The organism is Shewanella sp. 4t3-1-2LB, from assembly GCF_017368415.1.
GTDB classification, from domain to species: Bacteria; Pseudomonadota; Gammaproteobacteria; order Enterobacterales; family Shewanellaceae; genus Shewanella; species Shewanella fodinae.
The window spans coordinates 12,980-29,618 of the sequence record NZ_JAFNJD010000002.1; the positions used below are offsets into that span (position 1 = coordinate 12,980).

Below are 16,639 nucleotides of genomic sequence, written 5' to 3' on the forward strand. Positions count from 1 at the left end.
TATGCACATGAAAACCGCTTATTACATCGGACTGATGTCAGGCACCAGCATGGATGGCGTAGATGCTGCACTGGTGGATTTTTCGGGAAACCAACCTAAACTGGTGGCCCACCATACAGAGGATTATCCCGAGCATCTGTATAAAGGGCTACAGCGGTTGTGCCAACCCGGCAACGATGAAATTAATCGCCTGGGTCGCCTGGACCGCACGGTTGGGAAAATATTTGCGCAAGCAGTTACTCAACTGCTAGCAAAAGCACAGATTCCGGCCTCTGAGATTATCGCAGTTGGCAGCCACGGTCAGACCGTCAGACACATGCCCAATTTAGAGGTCGGTTTTACTTTGCAAATAGGCGATCCCAATACTATTGCAGCGGAAACCGGCATCGATGTTATTGCCGACTTTCGCCGCAAAGATATCGCGCTGGGAGGACAAGGTGCCCCACTTGTTCCCGCATTCCATCAACAGGTTTTTGCCGAAGCTGGCGTTACGCGAGTGATCCTCAACATTGGTGGTATAGGTAATGTGACTTATCTGCCGGGAGACAGCCGCCAAGTGCTAGGATTTGATACCGGTCCCGGCAACACACTAATCGATGCCTGGATCCAACAGGTGAAACAGCAACCATTCGACCGCGATGGTCTATGGGCCGCCAACGGCACCACCCACCAAGGATTATTGCAACAACTACTGTCTCATCCCTATTTCTCACAGGCCTATCCCAAAAGTACCGGGCGCGAGCTGTTCAACCAGGCGTGGCTGGAACAACAGTTGTCAGAGTTTGGACAATTGAGTGAAGAGGATATCCAGTCAACACTACTAGATTTAAGCTGCCATAGCATTGCCAATGACATTCGCAAACTATGCACCAGTGGTGAGGTTTACGTCTGCGGCGGTGGCGCCCTGAATAAAACACTGATGCAACGGCTGGCGGCGCTATTACCGCAACACTATTTACTGTCAACCGCCGCGCTGGGCGTAGATCCCAAATGGGTCGAAGGCATTGCCTTTGCTTGGCTGGCATTACGCCATGTTGAAGGTTTACCGGCCAACCTGCCAGCGGTCACTGGCGCATCCAGAGAAGCGGTGCTGGGTGCTAGATTTCCAGCAAAATAATATGGCAGAGGCTTTATCATCTTACACCACAGTGGTAGCATGCGCCGCCTCAACAGTTGACAGGACCGAATGCAGTGAAAGCTGAAACATCCACGAAAAAAACACCTAAAATGTCACCGGACAAACGCTTTGACTATATGATTGAGCAAGTCCGTGAGAAAAAAGAGTTATGGGTGTTACATGACGATAATGGCTGCGTAATGCTGACCACTGAGGACGAAGACTGTATTCCGGTTTGGCCGAGCGAAGAAGCCGCTAGAGAGTGGGCCCAGGAAGATTGGCAGGATTGTCAACCGTTGTCTGTTAGCCTATGGGACTGGCAGGAACGTTGGACTCCTGGGATGGCCGACGATGACTTGCTGGTTGCCGTATTCCCGCTGGTTGACGATCTGGGAGTGGTAGTGTCACCTTACGAGTTCGACGAAACCCTTTCGCCTAAAAAGTCACACTGAGTTTTTGATGACTGCGCCCACCCAAAGTCCCCTACCGAAACGCTTATTAGCGCTGATGCTGGTATACGCAATACTGGCACTAAGTGGGCTGCTTTATGGTCGTGGAGTTATCCTGTCGCTATTAACCTTAATGATGTTACTCGCCATCACGGCACGTCATAAGGCGGGATTGTGGTTGTTGCGGGGTTACGCTATTGTCGGCCTAACAGGTAGCACATTGCTGCCATATCTGCTTGAGATTAACCCACAACTGCAACAGCAACTCCAACAAAGCCAACTGTGGCATTACCTAGATAGCGTTCCTGGCTGGCTAAGTATGGGATTATTGATCGCACTGACCATGCTACAACTGTGGCTGGTGTTCAGCGCTAAGGTCAGTCGCTTTTTCTGTCGAGATATCAACTTCAATATTATGCAGTAGCAAAGGTTGAACTTGAAAAAGAGATAAAAAAACCGTCCATCTGGACGGTTTTTTCGTGGTGTCTGGGTCAAACAGAAAAACTGGCACCACAACCACAGGTGGTTTTAGCATTAGGGTTTTTAACAAAGAAGCGAGAGCCTTCCAGCCCGGAAGTGTAATCCACTTCGCCACCGACCAGATATTGCAGACTCATTGGGTCAACTATCAGTTGTACGCCCTGCTTTTCTACGGTTAAATCACCATCGTTAATTTTTTCGTCGAAGGTGAAGCCGTACTGAAATCCTGAACAGCCGCCACCAGTCACATAAACCCGCAGTTTAAGCGCACTGTTTTGTTCTTCTTCCAGCAAAGCTTTTACTTTTGCAGCCGCCGCATCAGTAAAACGGATGGGCATTGCTGATTCAGCTTGTTCAGTCATTACTACCTCTTACATCTGATTGCTGTGGCGAATTATCTAATACCTGACCTTCTTGTTCAAGTATTATGCCGGAGTCTTTTTCTCCAGTCAGTAATTCAGGCACACTATAACTTTGTTCGGTTTCACCGCCTTTGCTCCAACGGCTAGCAGGCACAATCACTTTAGCCGAGATCCGCTGCAGCTCGAAGGCATCTGGAAGCACAAATTCGGTTTCAACAACCTGGAAATACTTAAAGTTAAAATTAAGTTTGCCTTTACCTATCAAAGACTCCAAGCTGATGTTGGTTTCTTTACCCGCTTTAAGCCCTTGTAACGTTACCTCGGCATTGCCCTTCAGCGGCTGCTTACGTTTCTGTAGTTGAGTCAGGACAAGCCGCAGACGGTAACTCCCGGCTTTATGCCCTGCTTGTAACTCCATACCGTTAATCGCCACGCCATCAACATTGTTCTCTGGCGCCATGATACTGCGGTAAAACGTCAGCTCTCGCTCCAACTCCTGCTGCTTCTGATGTTGCTTGGCAAACATCTCCTGCATCTGTTTATTGGACTCTTTTGCCAACTGTAATTCAAGGTTACGACTGGCCAATATTTGTGACTGTCCAGTCAATTCAGCTCTTAATTGATTGATCTTAATAATATTAGATTTATTTGAAGTGGGACTATTATCTTGCCACAGCGACAGGGATAACGCCCCAACGGCAAACGCAATCAGTAGCAGTGCCAGTAAATACACAGATGATGGTCGGATATTTCGCTCCAGTAGCTGCAGCCGAAATAGCCAACGGTGATATTTTGCCATTATCTTGTGGCCCCTATAGGCAATCGTGAGTGTGGGGAACCCCGTCACCATCGCTAAATGCGACGGCTGGCGTCAAAACTTAAAAAGTGTTCCGCCTTAATTACGGAGCACCTCAAAGGGATGTTACGGAGTTATGCCACCATCGGCGCGTATTAGCAACTCATGCGAGAGCACTTGTTCAGTTCTTTATCAAGTCCTGCTGATTACGCTGAAGTTGCGGGCTTTTCATCTTCGCCACCAGCAGTTGCAGCGGTAGCATCAGCCGCAACATCTGCAGGTACCTCACCCGCATTGCTCTGCTCGGCATCGACGGTAGCAGCGGCGTTGGCCTCGGCCGCCTTAGCCGCCAGTGACTGTTGTAACAGGGCCGAATATAAAGGACTGCCACCCAGTGCTTGTGCAATAAAAGTGGCGCCTAAACAGGTTGCCAGTAACGGCAGAATCAACTGGTAGTTATCCGTCATTTCTACCACCAGTACAATGCCTGTCACCGGAGCGCGTACCGTGGCAGCAAATAGCGCGCCCATACCTGCCACCGCGTAAATGCCAGGTTCAGCGACTAAGTCAGGAAATAATCCTGCAGCAACAATACCATACGCCAGCCCCAATAAAGTACCCAACGCCAGCATAGGGGCAAAAACGCCACCTGGAGCGCCTGAAGCAAAGCAGCTGATAGTTGCCAGCATCCGCAGCGCAAACAACAACACCAGAATCGCCCAGGCCATCGGTTCACGCACAAAATCCGTAATCAGCGCGATACCACCCCCGGAAATATCTGGAACATAGAGTTGGAAAAAAGCAAACACACCACCGAACAACGCGCCGGTCAAGGTCACCTTAAGCAAACGGTTGTGGTGATACTTTTTGAAGGCCGCCGTTGCCCGCAAAATCCAGCGGTTAAAATAGATGCCAACAATGCCGAAAACTATTCCTAGCACCACAAACAACCATAATGAGGCCAGTGGCGGCACTTTGAACGTGGGAATGTCCATTACCGCCTCTTGACCGCGGAAATAGCGCAGCACAATGGTGGCCATGAGTGTCGCCAGCGTAATACATTTAAACGAGGTAAAGTTATAGCGGAACTGCGGCCGCATCTCCTCAACGATAAACAGAATGCCTGCTAATGGTGCATTAAAAGCCGCCGCTAATCCGGCAGCCGCGCCAGACGCGGTTAACACATGCGGTGCATACTGAAAGCGCTTTGCCGCCTCGGCACACATGCGGCCAACTGCACCACCAATCTGCACCGACGGCCCTTCCCGCCCCAATACCATTCCAGAGCTGATAGTACAAACCCCGGCAATAAATTTAACCGGCAACACTCGCCACCAGCGAATGTCATGTAAACCATCCAAGGCACCTTCAACATGTGGAATACCACTGCCTGCGGTCTCAGGTGCAATGCGGGCTGTTAGCCAAAAACCCAATGCAGCCACTACCGCCCCTGTAATAATCACCAAAATCGCAGTTATCCACGCAGGCAATCCCAGCTCATCGAAGTAGTGAATACGGTAATCTGTCATGAAATGGATAGCAATTTCGAACATTGACACGATCAGGCCGGCAATCGCGCCTACTAACGCAGACAACGCCAGTAACACCAGATAATCCGGGTGCGTTGTAAAATAGTTAGAACTTAAACGCAGTCTGAGTTGGGTCCCCGGGTGGAAGTGAAAATCTGGAAACTTAGGCATGTGTTTGGGTACTTAGCTGTTAGTCAATTTGCCGAAAACTAGGCCGTCACCGTATATGAGCGGCTGGCTAATGCTAAGGCATACACTGGCAATTCTCCATTTTTTTATGCAATTGCATTAGCGTTCTGTGGTGCAGGCAACATACCGGACGTGATTACCGCAAAATATTACCTGTTAAACAGCGCAAACTATCGTTTAGGTATTGCTAGCTATTTGTTTTTATTGCCATATGCCATTTTTAACTGAAAGAGCTAAATTTGAAATTCAACATCGTTCACTAGGTGTTACCCAAGACAACTTTCGGTAATTTTCCGAGACAGATCATTTTAATGATTAGGGGCATCTGTTATAGTTTCGCCTCAGCCAAACACCCTACAACCACTGTGCCACAAAGGCACACCCTACACGGAAACAAGGCTGATGAACCAATTCCAGGGATCTCACATCCTGTCTGTAAACCAGTTAGATCTGGACGCCATTCAAACCATTTTTGATGTTGCCAAGCGTATGACCCCCTACGCATTACGGGAAAAACGTACTCGTGTGCTTGACGGTGCCATTTTAGGTAACCTGTTTTTTGAGCCCAGTACTCGTACCCGCGTCAGCTTTGGCTGCGCCTTCGACCTGTTAGGTGGCCGAGTAGCAGAAACGGTTGGCATGGCCAACTCATCCCTGTCGAAGGGTGAATCGCTATATGATACCGCCCGAGTACTGTCCAGCTATTCCGATGTTATCGCCATGCGTCACCCACAATCATTTTCAGTAAAAGAATTTGCCGAAGGCTCGCGGGTGCCGGTGATTAACGGCGGTGATGGTTCCAACGAACACCCAACGCAAGCGCTGTTAGATCTGTTCACCATAAAAAAAGAGCTTAACAGCAATGGGATGACCATTGATGGTATGCACATCGCGATGGTGGGCGATCTGAAATTCGGCCGTACAGTGCATTCACTGTCGCGCCTGTTGTGCATGTACAAAAACATCAGTTTTACCCTGATTTCACCAAAAGAGCTGGCGATGCCAGACTCTGTGATCGCCGACATTGAAAATGCTGGCCATCGCGTCACAATTACCGATCAATTGGAAGGTAATTTACATGATGCTGATATTCTGTATCTGACACGGATCCAGGAAGAACGCTTCCCCTCTCAGGAAGAAGCGGATAAGTATCGTGGCAAATTTCGTTTGAACAGTGCCATCTACACCAAAAACTGTAAGTCCAATACCGTTATCATGCATCCACTGCCACGGGATTCCCGCGCGCAGGCCAATGAGTTGGATAACGATCTCAACAACCATCCTTACTTGGCTATTTTCCGCCAGGCGGATAATGGCTTGTTGATCCGTATGGCACTGTTCGCCCTGACACTCGGTGTGGCTCATCAACTGGAACAATACGAGTGTCCGGTCAACTGGTATTCACGTAAAGCCGACAGATAAGTCGGCTATCAACTGTAAGGAAATGATATGACCCGTTCTGAAGACCTGTTTGAACAGGCCAAGCAAACTATTCCCGGCGGTGTTAACTCACCGGTGCGCGCCTTCAACGGTGTGGGCGGCACCCCACTGTTTATCGACAAAGCCGATGGCGCGTATATCTATGACGCCGATGGCAAGGCTTATGTGGATTATGTGGGTTCATGGGGACCGATGATCCTGGGTCACAATCATCCCAAAATCCGTGAAGCCGTATTGAATGCCGTCGCTAATGGCCTGTCTTTCGGCGCACCAACTGCCCTCGAAGTAAAAATGGCGCTGAAAGTTAAAGCGATGGTGCCCTCCATTGAGCAAGTTCGTATGGTGAGCTCAGGTACGGAAGCCACCATGAGCGCTATCCGCTTGGCACGTGGCTTCACCAAGCGCGACAAAATTCTCAAATTTGAAGGCTGCTACCACGGTCATGCCGATTGTCTGCTGGTAAAAGCCGGTTCCGGTGCTCTGACCATGGGCCAGCCAAGTTCTCCAGGGATCCCAGAGGACTTTGCCAAGCATACGCTAACGGCTGAGTACAATAATCTCGATTCAGTGAAAGCTTTGTTCGAACAATATCCAAATGAAATCGCCTGTATTATCGTGGAGCCCGTTGCCGGTAACATGAACTGTGTACCGCCTCAGCCTGGCTTCCTGCAAGGATTGCGGGCGATTTGTGATGACTACCAAGCGCTGTTAATCATTGATGAAGTGATGACCGGTTTCCGCGTGTCCAAAGGTGGCGCCCAAGGTTATTATGGTGTGACACCCGATCTCACCACTTTGGGTAAAGTGATTGGTGGCGGTATGCCAGTCGGTGCGTTTGGTGGCCGTAAGGATGTGATGCAATATGTTGCGCCAACTGGGCCGGTATACCAAGCAGGCACCCTTTCGGGGAACCCAATTGCCATGAGTGCTGGCTTGGCACAATTGGAAGCACTATGTGAACCTGGGATTTACGAAGCACTGGCAGAGAAAACCAAACGGGTTGCAGAAGGCATTAAAGCCGCAGCCGCCAAACACGGCATCGCAATGGCGGTGAATTACGTGGGTGGCATGTTTGGTCTGTTCTTCACCGATGCACCAGAAGTGACCAACTTTGCCCAAGTCACCCAATGCAATGTCGAGCAGTTCAAAGTGTTCTATCACGGCATGCTGGATGAAGGCGTTTATCTGGCACCAAGCGCTTTTGAAGCAGGTTTCTTGTCAATGGCTCACGGCGAGCAAGAGATTGCCGCCACGCTTGCCGCTGCCGACAAAGTATTTGCCAAAATGAAGTAATTCAGTTCACAGCTAAAACAACGGGGCCATGTGCCCCGTTTTTATTGTCAGCCCAAAACCACCTACTTCAGTAGGTGGTTATCATTCATGAAAGGGCTTTGCCCGTATATCTACTCATGCTAAATGCTTCCTCGATTTTTAGCGAAGTCAAAGAGGCAAATAACATGAGTAGATACGAACAAGCGTCGCATGTATTTTGGCGATGTCAATATCACATAGTTTGGACTCCGAAGTACCGATTTCGGATACTAAAGAATAACGTGGGCAAGGAAGTCTATCGTTGTATTCACATATATTGTCAGCAGTTAGGCTGCATAGTGATGGAATTAAATGTTCAAGTGGATCATGTGCATTTAGTGGTCAAAGTTCCACCGAAACTATCGATATCAAACTTGATGGGTGCATTAAAGGGGAAGGTGGCGCTGAAGCTATTCAGCAAATTTCCATATTTGCGAAAGAACAAAATGTGGGGAAATCACTTCTGGCAAAGGGGTTATTTCGTAGATTCTGTTGGTATTAATGAAGAAATAATTCGCAGGTATGTCCGCCATCAAGAAAGAGTCGAAAAACAAGAGCAAGCTGAGCTTGCTCTTGTATAGAAGGCCCCCTTTTAGGGGGTAATCACAAAGCCACCTTCTTCAGAAGGTGGTTTTTTACTACGGACGCACGGGTAACGCTTCACCACGAGCAGGCATGACACCTTGCAGCGGCGGTACAGGATCAGACTTCAGCTTATCCTGCAGGTACACTAATGCTTTCTGCAACTGCGCATCCTGTCCTTGGAACGTTGCAAATGGCAGGTTATCCACTTCAATATCTGGGCTGACACCGCGCCCTTCCACGATCCAGCGACCATCCATTGCATATTGTGGATATTCAGCGACCCGAGCCATACCGCCATCGGTCAGGCGGTTTCGCCCCGACAGCCAGACCCCAGCCCCTGCGGTGCGTTTACCTATCAACGGAGCAATGCCAAGCGCCTTAATACCTGCCGAGAAGGTTTCGCCATCGGAATAGGTCAGTTGATCTGTCAGTACCACCAGATGACCACGGAAAGTCTGTTGCATATTAGCGTTCGGTGTACCATGGGTGGGTTGCCAGAATGCCCAAGCTTTGCGCAACAGTTTTTCAATAATCCAGCTGTCGATATTGCCGCCGCGATTACGGCGAACATCGATAATTAACCCCTGTTTATCATAGTTTGCATAGAATTCACGGGCAAAGTTGTTGATGTCCTCAGCCCCCATGGCATACAAGTGCAGATAGCCAATCTTCCCCTGGCTGGCATCACTTACCTTAGCCGCATTGTGATATACCCAATCCAGATAGCGCAGTTGGTTATCATCATTGAGGCTGACCGGTTTAACCACGATTTTGTGACTCTGCTTACCCCTTTGTATCTGCAGCAACACCTGCTTGTCTGCCTGATTACGCAGTAACGCGGTGATATCAGCCAGATTAGCGATCTTGCGGCCATTGAAATGGGTAATAATATCGCCATCAGTAACATCAACCCCAGGTTGTGCCAACGGCGAAGCCTGTTGCGGCAGCTCTGGATCGTTACGATAGATATGGCTGATGACTACGCCATCCTTGGTCTGTGTCAATCTGGCTCCCAGTGCTGCCGGTTCAGGGGCTTGAGGATCGGTTGCAAAATCGCCCCCGCGCACCTGAGAATGCAAAGCGTCTAGTTCTCCCATCATCTGGGTGAAAATATCCGCGAGTTCATGGCGGTCGGTCACTCTTGCCAACAATGGCTGATATTTGGCCTTGGTTGCCTGCCAGTCCACACCACGCATCTTCTTATCAAAGAACGATTCACGGTGCATCAGCCAAGCATCATCAAACATCTGCCGCCATTCCAGTTGGGGATTAATCGCCAGTTGCCAGCCATCGAGCAGTACTTTGGCGTGATCCAGATCTTTACTGATTTTCTCACCGGCATCCACAATCAACATCTGCCCATTTCCTGTGCCTTTGAACAGGAATATCTTCTTGCCATCTTCGGACAACTGATACCCTTTGACATCGTCAGCAAAGGTTTCCAGTTTCGGCGATAAGTTGTCGAATTTGATGAATTTCACATCCTGTTGTCGTCCGTCAAGGCTCCATTGCTTTAGATACAGCCCGTTATCATTAAGCTGTAATGAGCCGTAATTGCCGGACGGCACTGGCACCTGCCACAGGCGCTGTGCCAGACCTTGCCAATCCACTTTGACCTGCACCGGGTCTTTATCTGAATGACTGTCAGCGGTTTCTTTGCTACTCAGTTCGTCCGGATGACGGAACGGAAATTCCGCATGCGGGTCCAGTGCCAGTGCGAAAATATCGGCTCGTTTATCAAATACCGGGCCCATATTGCGATCGCCCCACGGCGAAGTAGGCGTGCTGTTAAATTCTCTATTTGACAGGAAATACAGCCACTTGCCATCGCGACTAAAGGCTGGCGAGAACGATTCATACTTATCGCTGGTCAGTAGTGCAGATTTACCATCTTCCACCGCATACAACATGATTTGCGGCCTTGGACTACCCAGAACACTGCGAGTAATGGCTAGATAACGACTATCTGGTGACCAAACGATGTCCTGATAAGGTGCCAACCCTTCGTTGTTACTGACAATTTTACTATTGCCTCCTTTTTCAAGATCCAACAACCACAGATTGCCTTGATAATCATCGTTTGCCAGATAGCGTCCGTCCGGTGACAACACCAGACTCATGCGCATGTTATTACCATCTTTGGTGAGTTGTTTGGCAGCATCACTGCCATCGGCGGCATAACGCCAGATCTCTTGCTCACCAGAAGCGTCGGAGATAGCGTAAATCCACTTACCGTCTTTACTCATTACCGCATTGCGCAGGCGATAGCTGCCATCCGTCGCCAACTGTATCAGGCGAGAACCATCAGTACCCGCCACGGCGACATGACTGCGCGCAGTCAACACGAGCTTGTTGCCAGCAGGTGCAAGATTAAAATCGGCAATATATTTCAATGGATTATTGACCCAATGTTCGCGCCGCTCAGGAAAATCTGAGGCGAGATGAATCGACAGCGTCTTATCGTTACCACTGGCAATATCCACCATGTGGATATCAGCACCTAACTGAAACACTATCCGTCCTTGATCCAACGCAGGTGAGCGCACCTCAAAGTCTTTATAGTCGGTCAGTTGTTTAACATCGCTACCGTCACTAGACATCGACCAGATATTGGCATTACCACTGGCATCTGACACAAAATACACCCGGTTATTCCACACCATAGGTGAACGGATTGAACCTTGGTGGTCAGGCAAAAGCCGCTGGGCTTCTTGCTGCTTGCCAAGTTGATAACGCCACAAAGTACCAGCTGCACCACCGCGATAAACCTTGGCATTGTCGCCCGTTACCTGCAGGCCAAAACGCACGAAATAGACATATTCGCCCTTGGCGTCCACGGCCCCCTGCACCGCATCTGCCAGCGGAATATCGTGAGTTGTCAGCGTTTGCGGATTGACCGACCGCAACACCCAGAAATTCGAAGGCCCTTGCGCATTATCGGTGGCGTACAGCACTTCACCCTTGGGTGTCCAGCCCTGCAACTTAACCCGGCTATTTTCGAAGGTTACTCTTTTAGCAATGCCGCCATGCATAGGAAGGGTATAAACCTCTTGCACCCCGTCATAGTTGGCCGTGAATGCCAGCGTCTGCCCGTCCGGAGAGATTTTCCCATCAAGTTCTTCAGCAGGAAGACTAGTCAAACGACTCGCATGGCTATCCCCTAGTTGTTGCGTCCAGATATCCCCTTCAGCAGTAAATACCAAGGTATTGCCGTGAAGATCTGGCGTGCGGTAATAACCCACATCAGGCGCAGGCGCCGCAAGCACGCTGCCAGCAAACGTGCCAAGTGCCAGCATGCAGCAGGCGACGGAATGACGAAGTTTCATGAATGCCTCTTGTTATTCGATATGCAGTATTGCTAGTTCAACTGCCAAATTAACAGAGAAAACAGCGACATTCAGCTGCGTATCAATGAAGAAGTTTTAGCAAATGTGTCAACTGCCAGCGGAAGAAATTCGCCCAAGATGAGCAACTGAAACGTTGCTAAGACTATAGTGCAATAATGCTATACACAAAGTTTATATGTGATATAAATCACATTTGAACCCACAGCAGCTCCCTAAAATATGCCGCTCGCTTTTTGAGTCCTCAGCCGCAGGAGCTTGTATAGTGCCCAATTCAACCAGTTTTCGTACTCAGTTATTTTCATTGCATCTGGGCTATGCCCTGCGAGAAGTCATCACTAAAGAAGGCTACCACGGCCGCAATCTGCTGCAGGATCTGGTGGCCGGTATAACGGTTGGCATCATCGCCATTCCCCTCGCCATGGCGCTAGCCATCGCCAGTGGTGTGCCGCCGCAATATGGGTTGTACACCTCAATTGTTGGCGGGTTTGTCATCGCTTTATGCGGCGGCTCACGCTACTCCATTTCCGGTCCAACAGCAGCGTTTGTGGTATTACTTTACCCCATTGCCCAGCAATACGGGCTGGCAGGCTTACTGATGGCGACGGCAATGTCGGGCATCATCCTGATTATTATGGCGCTGCTACGGCTTGGGCGGCTAATTCAATACATTCCGCAGTCGGTGACACTGGGTTTTACCGGTGGTATCGGTATCGTCATTGCCATTTTGCAGTTGAAAGATTTTTTCGGTTTGCAGATTGCGGAAATGCCAGAACACATCGGCGGCAAGTTACAGACGCTGGCATTAGCGCTGCCGCAAACCCACTTGCCCAGCTTGAGTGTTGCGGTAGCAACGTTAGCGGTGATGTTGTTGTGGCCCAAACTAAAGCTGCCACTGCCCGCTCACTTACCGGCGATTATTGTGGGAAGTTTACTGGCATTGCTGTTTGCCCAATTCGGCTGGCAGGTTGAAACCATCGGCAGCCGTTTTCACTACTTACTGGCAGATGGTTCTCAGGGCAACGGTATTCCGCCTTTTCTACCAGGATTTGAATGGCCATGGCAACGGCCAGGGCCAGATGGTACGCCGTTAGGACTGAGTTGGGATAGCATTCGGACGTTAGCACCGTCAGCTTTTGCCATCGCCATGTTGGGGGCTATTGAATCATTATTGTGCGCCGTAGTGCTGGACGGCATGACAGGTAAGCGTCATAGCGCTAACAGTGAACTCCTAGGCCAGGGCATTGGTAACATCGTTGCACCACTGTTTGGTGGGATCACCGCCACTGCGGCAATTGCCCGCAGTGCCGCTAATGTACGCTCTGGTGCTTACAGCCCGATATCGGCGATGATCCACGCCATAGTGGTTTTGCTGGGGCTGGTGGTGCTGGCCGGAGTGCTGTCTTACTTGCCAATGGCGGCAATGGCGGCATTGCTGATGGTAGTGGCTTGGAACATGAGTGAAGCGCCCAAAGCCGTGCATTTGGTGAAGGCCGCTCCGCGTAGCGACATCCTAGTATTTTTCTGCTGTTTATTACTGACGGTACTGTTCGATATGGTGGTAGCCATTTCCTTTGGGATCATGTTGGCAGCACTGCTATTTATGAAAGAAATTGCTGAAATGACCCGGCTTTACGACCTGGTAGGCAATAAGCGTTACCTTGAGCAGAACGTGCCTGATGATTGGGCGGTACTGAAAATCAATGGGCCGTTATTTTTTGCTGCCGCAGAGCGGATATTCGCCGAACTTGCCGCAATGGCACAGAACAAAAAAGTCATTGCCTTAAATCTTGACGGTGTGTCAATGCTTGATGCTGGGGGCTTGGCAGCACTGAACAAGCTGGTCAGCAAATGCCGTGATGAAGGTACCCGACTATTGATCAGCGATCTGCAGTTTCAGCCCATCCGTACCTTGGCCAAAGCCAAAGTGCAGCCAATCCCGGGCGTGCTCAAATTCTATCCTTCCATGAAGGAATTACTGGACGAAGAGTTGCCCGTATCCAAAGAGTGATGCGTGATTTGTCCTCAAAAAAGCCGCTTCTTAGCGGCTTTTATATTTTCTAGGCACATCATGTCCGGCAGTCTTAGTCGTTTTAACAGAACGGAATTTTCTGTGACCGGAGCAGCGAAAATCACCTCGCCATGCTATTATGCCGCCACTATTTTACCCGGTCAGTGACTGACGCCGGGTCTGTGTTACCCTACGTCTGCCAGCAGACCTATAACTTACACTAAAAATTGCTGTTTTAAGGAGTTATGATGCAAGCCCTCGTTGCTGTCGTTATGGGGTCAAAAAGTGATTGGCCCACCATGGAAGCAGCCGCTGAAATCATGGATGCCCTCAAAGTGCCTTACCACGTTGAAGTGGTCAGTGCTCACCGCACCCCGGATAAATTGATAGCCTTCGCTGCCAACGCTGCTGACAAAGGATTCAAAGTTATTATTGGTGGCGCGGGTGGCGCTGCGCACCTTCCTGGAATGCTGGCCTCAAAAACCCGCTTGCCTGTGTTGGGAGTGCCGGTGCAGAGTAAGGCTCTCAACGGCCTTGATAGCCTGTTATCCATAGTACAAATGCCCAAAGGTATCGCGGTTGGGACGTTGGCGATCGGCACTGCTGGAGCCTATAACGCCGGCCTACTCGCGTGTCAGATACTGGCAACCCATGATGCGGCGCTGGCATCGCGTCTAGAAGCATTCCGTGAAGCGCAGACACAAGCGGTGCTGGAACACCCGGATCCTCGGGAGGAATAAATGAGCAGTAAAGTATGGGTACTCGGTGATGGTCAATTAGGTGCCATGCTGGCTCACGCTGGCAAACCTTTGGCGCTGGACGTGCGGCCGATAGATATCATGCAGCCGACCGATGAACAACTGCCGCTGGCGACCGATGACATTATTACCGCGGAACGGGAACAATGGCCGGAATCGGCATTAAGCCTGCAACTGTCCACACACCATAATTTTATCAACGGCCCGGTATTTGGCCGACTGGCTGATCGTTTTACACAAAAAAGTCTATTGGATCAATTGCAAGTGGCTACCGCCCCCTGGGAACTGGTCGACAACTACAGCTCCAGTGCGGCGCTGCATGCACATTACGGTGCGCGGGTACTGCTCAAACGCCGTACCGGTGGTTATGATGGCCGCGGCCAGTACTGGTTGAAGCAGTCTGAAAATACCGCAATTCCAGACGACTGGCGTAACCTTGCCATTGCGGAACAGGCCATTGACTTTGATGAAGAAGTGTCCTTGGTTGGCGCCCGGGCGCAAGATGGCAAATGCTATTTTTATCCACTCACGCTGAATCTGCATCAAGATGGGATCCTGATGGCTTCCATCGCACCATTAGCACGATTGGCACCACTGCAGTCACAAGCCGAGCAGATGTTGAGTACCATTATGCAAGGGCTCGACTATGTCGGGGTCATGGCAATGGAGTGTTTCCGTCTCGGTGACAAGTTGTTGGTAAACGAGTTGGCACCGCGAGTACACAACTCGGGTCACTGGACTCAAGCAGGCTGCCATATTGACCAGTTCCAGTTACATCTACGTGCGCTTTGCAACTTACCAATGCATCGCCCACAGGTGAATTTTCAGTGTGTGATGATCAACCTGATTGGTATTGATAGAGACGATCGCTGGCTGAGTCTGCCCAACGCCGAACTTTTCTGGTACAACAAAGAAGTACGCCCCGGTCGTAAAGTAGGTCATCTGAATCTGTCAGTACATCACCGGGTGCAGCTGTCGGACAGCATACAACAACTGAAAGCGTGGATGCCACAACAGTACCAGGCACCACTGGAGTGGGTTATGGCGGAGTTTTTTCGCACCTGAGTCTTGTTTTTTGCAATAGGATTGCAGCATTGACACCATTATCCAGCGTTAAACCTCTAGTAAAAACCGGCTTCCTCTGGTGGTTGCTGGTTGTGCCGCTGCTGCTGTTCTCCTTGTTGTTCTGGGCCTTCAATGGTGGTCATCATCTGCCTTGGTTATTACTGGCCGGGGTAGCAACGGTTTTTGTCCTAGCAATGACCTTGGGATATTTTCTGTATCAAGCGCAGTTCAACCGGCTGCAACAGCAACTGCAACAACTGCGAGATTTGAGTGACGCCACCAGCGAGCTGCTGGCATTACCGGCGCAATGCCATTCAGAAAATGCCTTTCTGCAAGCGTTGCTCAATAAAGCGGTGGCTTTGGTTGAAGGCGCAGAACTAGGTTCAGTCATTCTGATCCAGGGGCATGAACGCAAATTACATTTTGCGGCGGCTTATGGTCAGGAGTTAAAGAAACTGCAGCAACTCAATATGCAGTTACCACAAACCTTTCAGTATCGGCTTACCGGTGGGCGCTGTGACCGGGTGATTACCATCAACGATACTGACGACACCGATGATCAAATAGCCCGGCAGTTATTTGGTGGGCAACTGATCCGTGCAACACTCTCCAGCCCGATTTATGTTGAGGGTAAACTGTATGGGCTGTTAAATCTCGACAGTACAGAGCCCGATTGCTTCAACGATTACGATGCCACAGTCATCGACATGCTGTCTAAAGAGGCCGCCAATGCTGTTGCGCTGTATCAAAAGTCGCAGCAGATCCACCAACTGACCTGTTATGACACGCTTACAGGGCTGATGAACCGCAGTTATTTCGAGCAGCAAGCAGCACAATGGTCACTGCGACAACAACTACCAAGCTATCTATTGCTATTGGATATTGATGAATTAAAACGCATCAATGAACAATATGGTCATGATCATGGCGATGAAGTATTACGCCAATTAGCGCAACTACTGCAACAACAATGGCCGGCTAAAGCCCTTATGAGTCGTTTGAATGGCGATAAATTTGCACTGTTGTCCTATGGTGACGCCGCGCAATTGAGTGACTGGCTACAACAGGTACGCAGCGATTTTGCGACACAACAACCGGGAGTTTATTTCAGCAGTGCGTTAGTCCCTTTTAATGGCAATGTCGCAGAAAGTCTGGACGTAGCCGCGCAAATCCTCGACCAGCAACGTACTTAACACTGCGATT

General features: G+C 49.9%; 14 protein-coding genes. 10 read left to right on the forward strand and 4 right to left on the reverse strand.

Going from position 1 to position 16,639, the window contains the following annotated elements; all coding sequences use genetic code 11:
* Positions 1-7 precede the first annotated feature (7 nt).
* The 3 genes from J3L11_RS01575 to J3L11_RS01585 all read left to right on the forward strand — a co-directional run bounded on the left by J3L11_RS01575 (position 8) and on the right by J3L11_RS01585 (position 1,990).
* Positions 8-1,117: an anhydro-N-acetylmuramic acid kinase gene (locus tag J3L11_RS01575; RefSeq protein WP_207569811.1), complete on the forward strand. Its 1,110-nt coding sequence runs from the start codon at positions 8-10 to the stop codon at positions 1,115-1,117.
* 110 nt (positions 1,118-1,227) lie between these two features.
* Positions 1,228-1,569 carry a DUF2750 domain-containing protein gene (locus tag J3L11_RS01580; RefSeq protein ID WP_133038164.1) on the forward strand — a complete coding sequence of 114 codons (342 nt, stop codon included), beginning with the start codon at positions 1,228-1,230 and terminating at the stop codon, positions 1,567-1,569.
* A 7-nt stretch (positions 1,570-1,576) separates the two neighbouring features.
* Positions 1,577-1,990, forward strand: coding sequence for a hypothetical protein (locus tag J3L11_RS01585; RefSeq protein WP_207569812.1), 414 nt, complete (start codon positions 1,577-1,579; stop codon positions 1,988-1,990).
* 67 nt (positions 1,991-2,057) lie between these two features.
* Here the strand turns inward: J3L11_RS01585 and erpA are convergent, their stop codons facing one another.
* The 3 genes from erpA to clcA all read right to left on the reverse strand — a co-directional run bounded on the left by erpA (position 2,058) and on the right by clcA (position 4,904).
* The gene (gene erpA, locus J3L11_RS01590; protein ID WP_133038015.1) at positions 2,058-2,408 is read right to left on the reverse strand and encodes an iron-sulfur cluster insertion protein ErpA; all 351 of its coding nucleotides are present in this window, start codon (positions 2,406-2,408) and stop codon (positions 2,058-2,060) included.
* Entirely contained in the window at positions 2,401-3,207 is an 807-nt protein-coding gene (locus J3L11_RS01595; protein WP_189617551.1) for a DUF6776 family protein, read from the reverse strand. Before J3L11_RS01595 ends, erpA begins: the two co-directional genes overlap by 8 nt.
* Positions 3,208-3,410: 203 nt before the next feature.
* Entirely contained in the window at positions 3,411-4,904 is a 1,494-nt protein-coding gene (gene clcA / locus J3L11_RS01600; RefSeq protein WP_133038013.1) for a H(+)/Cl(-) exchange transporter ClcA, read from the reverse strand.
* A gap of 420 nt (positions 4,905-5,324) precedes the next feature.
* On the opposite strand from clcA, the gene J3L11_RS01605 reads away from it, so the two are divergent.
* From J3L11_RS01605 to tnpA, 3 genes are all read left to right on the forward strand, one after another.
* A complete protein-coding gene (locus J3L11_RS01605) occupies positions 5,325-6,344 on the forward strand; it encodes an aspartate carbamoyltransferase (RefSeq protein ID WP_189617550.1) in 1,020 nt (339 codons plus the stop codon).
* A 27-nt stretch (positions 6,345-6,371) separates the two neighbouring features.
* Positions 6,372-7,655 (forward strand): glutamate-1-semialdehyde 2,1-aminomutase, encoded by a 1,284-nt coding sequence (gene hemL / locus J3L11_RS01610; protein ID WP_207569813.1) that lies wholly within the window; start codon positions 6,372-6,374, stop codon positions 7,653-7,655.
* A 164-nt stretch (positions 7,656-7,819) separates the two neighbouring features.
* Positions 7,820-8,254, forward strand: a complete 435-nt coding sequence (tnpA, locus tag J3L11_RS01615; protein ID WP_189617548.1) for an IS200/IS605 family transposase — start codon at positions 7,820-7,822, stop codon at positions 8,252-8,254.
* 57 nt (positions 8,255-8,311) lie between these two features.
* Here the strand turns inward: tnpA and J3L11_RS01620 are convergent, their stop codons facing one another.
* Complete coding sequence (locus J3L11_RS01620) at positions 8,312-11,584, reverse strand: S41 family peptidase (protein ID WP_207569814.1); 3,273 nt, start codon at positions 11,582-11,584, stop codon at positions 8,312-8,314.
* A gap of 283 nt (positions 11,585-11,867) precedes the next feature.
* Between J3L11_RS01620 and dauA the strand changes: the two genes are divergently transcribed.
* The 4 genes from dauA (at position 11,868) to J3L11_RS01640 (ending at position 16,629) form a co-directional block, all read left to right on the forward strand.
* Positions 11,868-13,613, forward strand: coding sequence for a C4-dicarboxylic acid transporter DauA (gene dauA, locus J3L11_RS01625; RefSeq protein WP_207569815.1), 1,746 nt, complete (start codon positions 11,868-11,870; stop codon positions 13,611-13,613).
* Positions 13,614-13,861: 248 nt separating this feature from the next.
* On the forward strand, positions 13,862-14,353 hold the full coding sequence (gene purE, locus J3L11_RS01630; protein WP_133039719.1) for a 5-(carboxyamino)imidazole ribonucleotide mutase: 492 nt from the start codon (positions 13,862-13,864) through the stop codon (positions 14,351-14,353).
* Entirely contained in the window at positions 14,354-15,436 is a 1,083-nt protein-coding gene (gene purK / locus J3L11_RS01635; RefSeq protein WP_207569816.1) for a 5-(carboxyamino)imidazole ribonucleotide synthase, read from the forward strand.
* Between the two features lie 29 nt (positions 15,437-15,465).
* Positions 15,466-16,629 (forward strand): sensor domain-containing diguanylate cyclase, encoded by a 1,164-nt coding sequence (locus J3L11_RS01640; RefSeq protein WP_207569817.1) that lies wholly within the window; start codon positions 15,466-15,468, stop codon positions 16,627-16,629.
* Positions 16,630-16,639 lie beyond the last annotated feature (10 nt).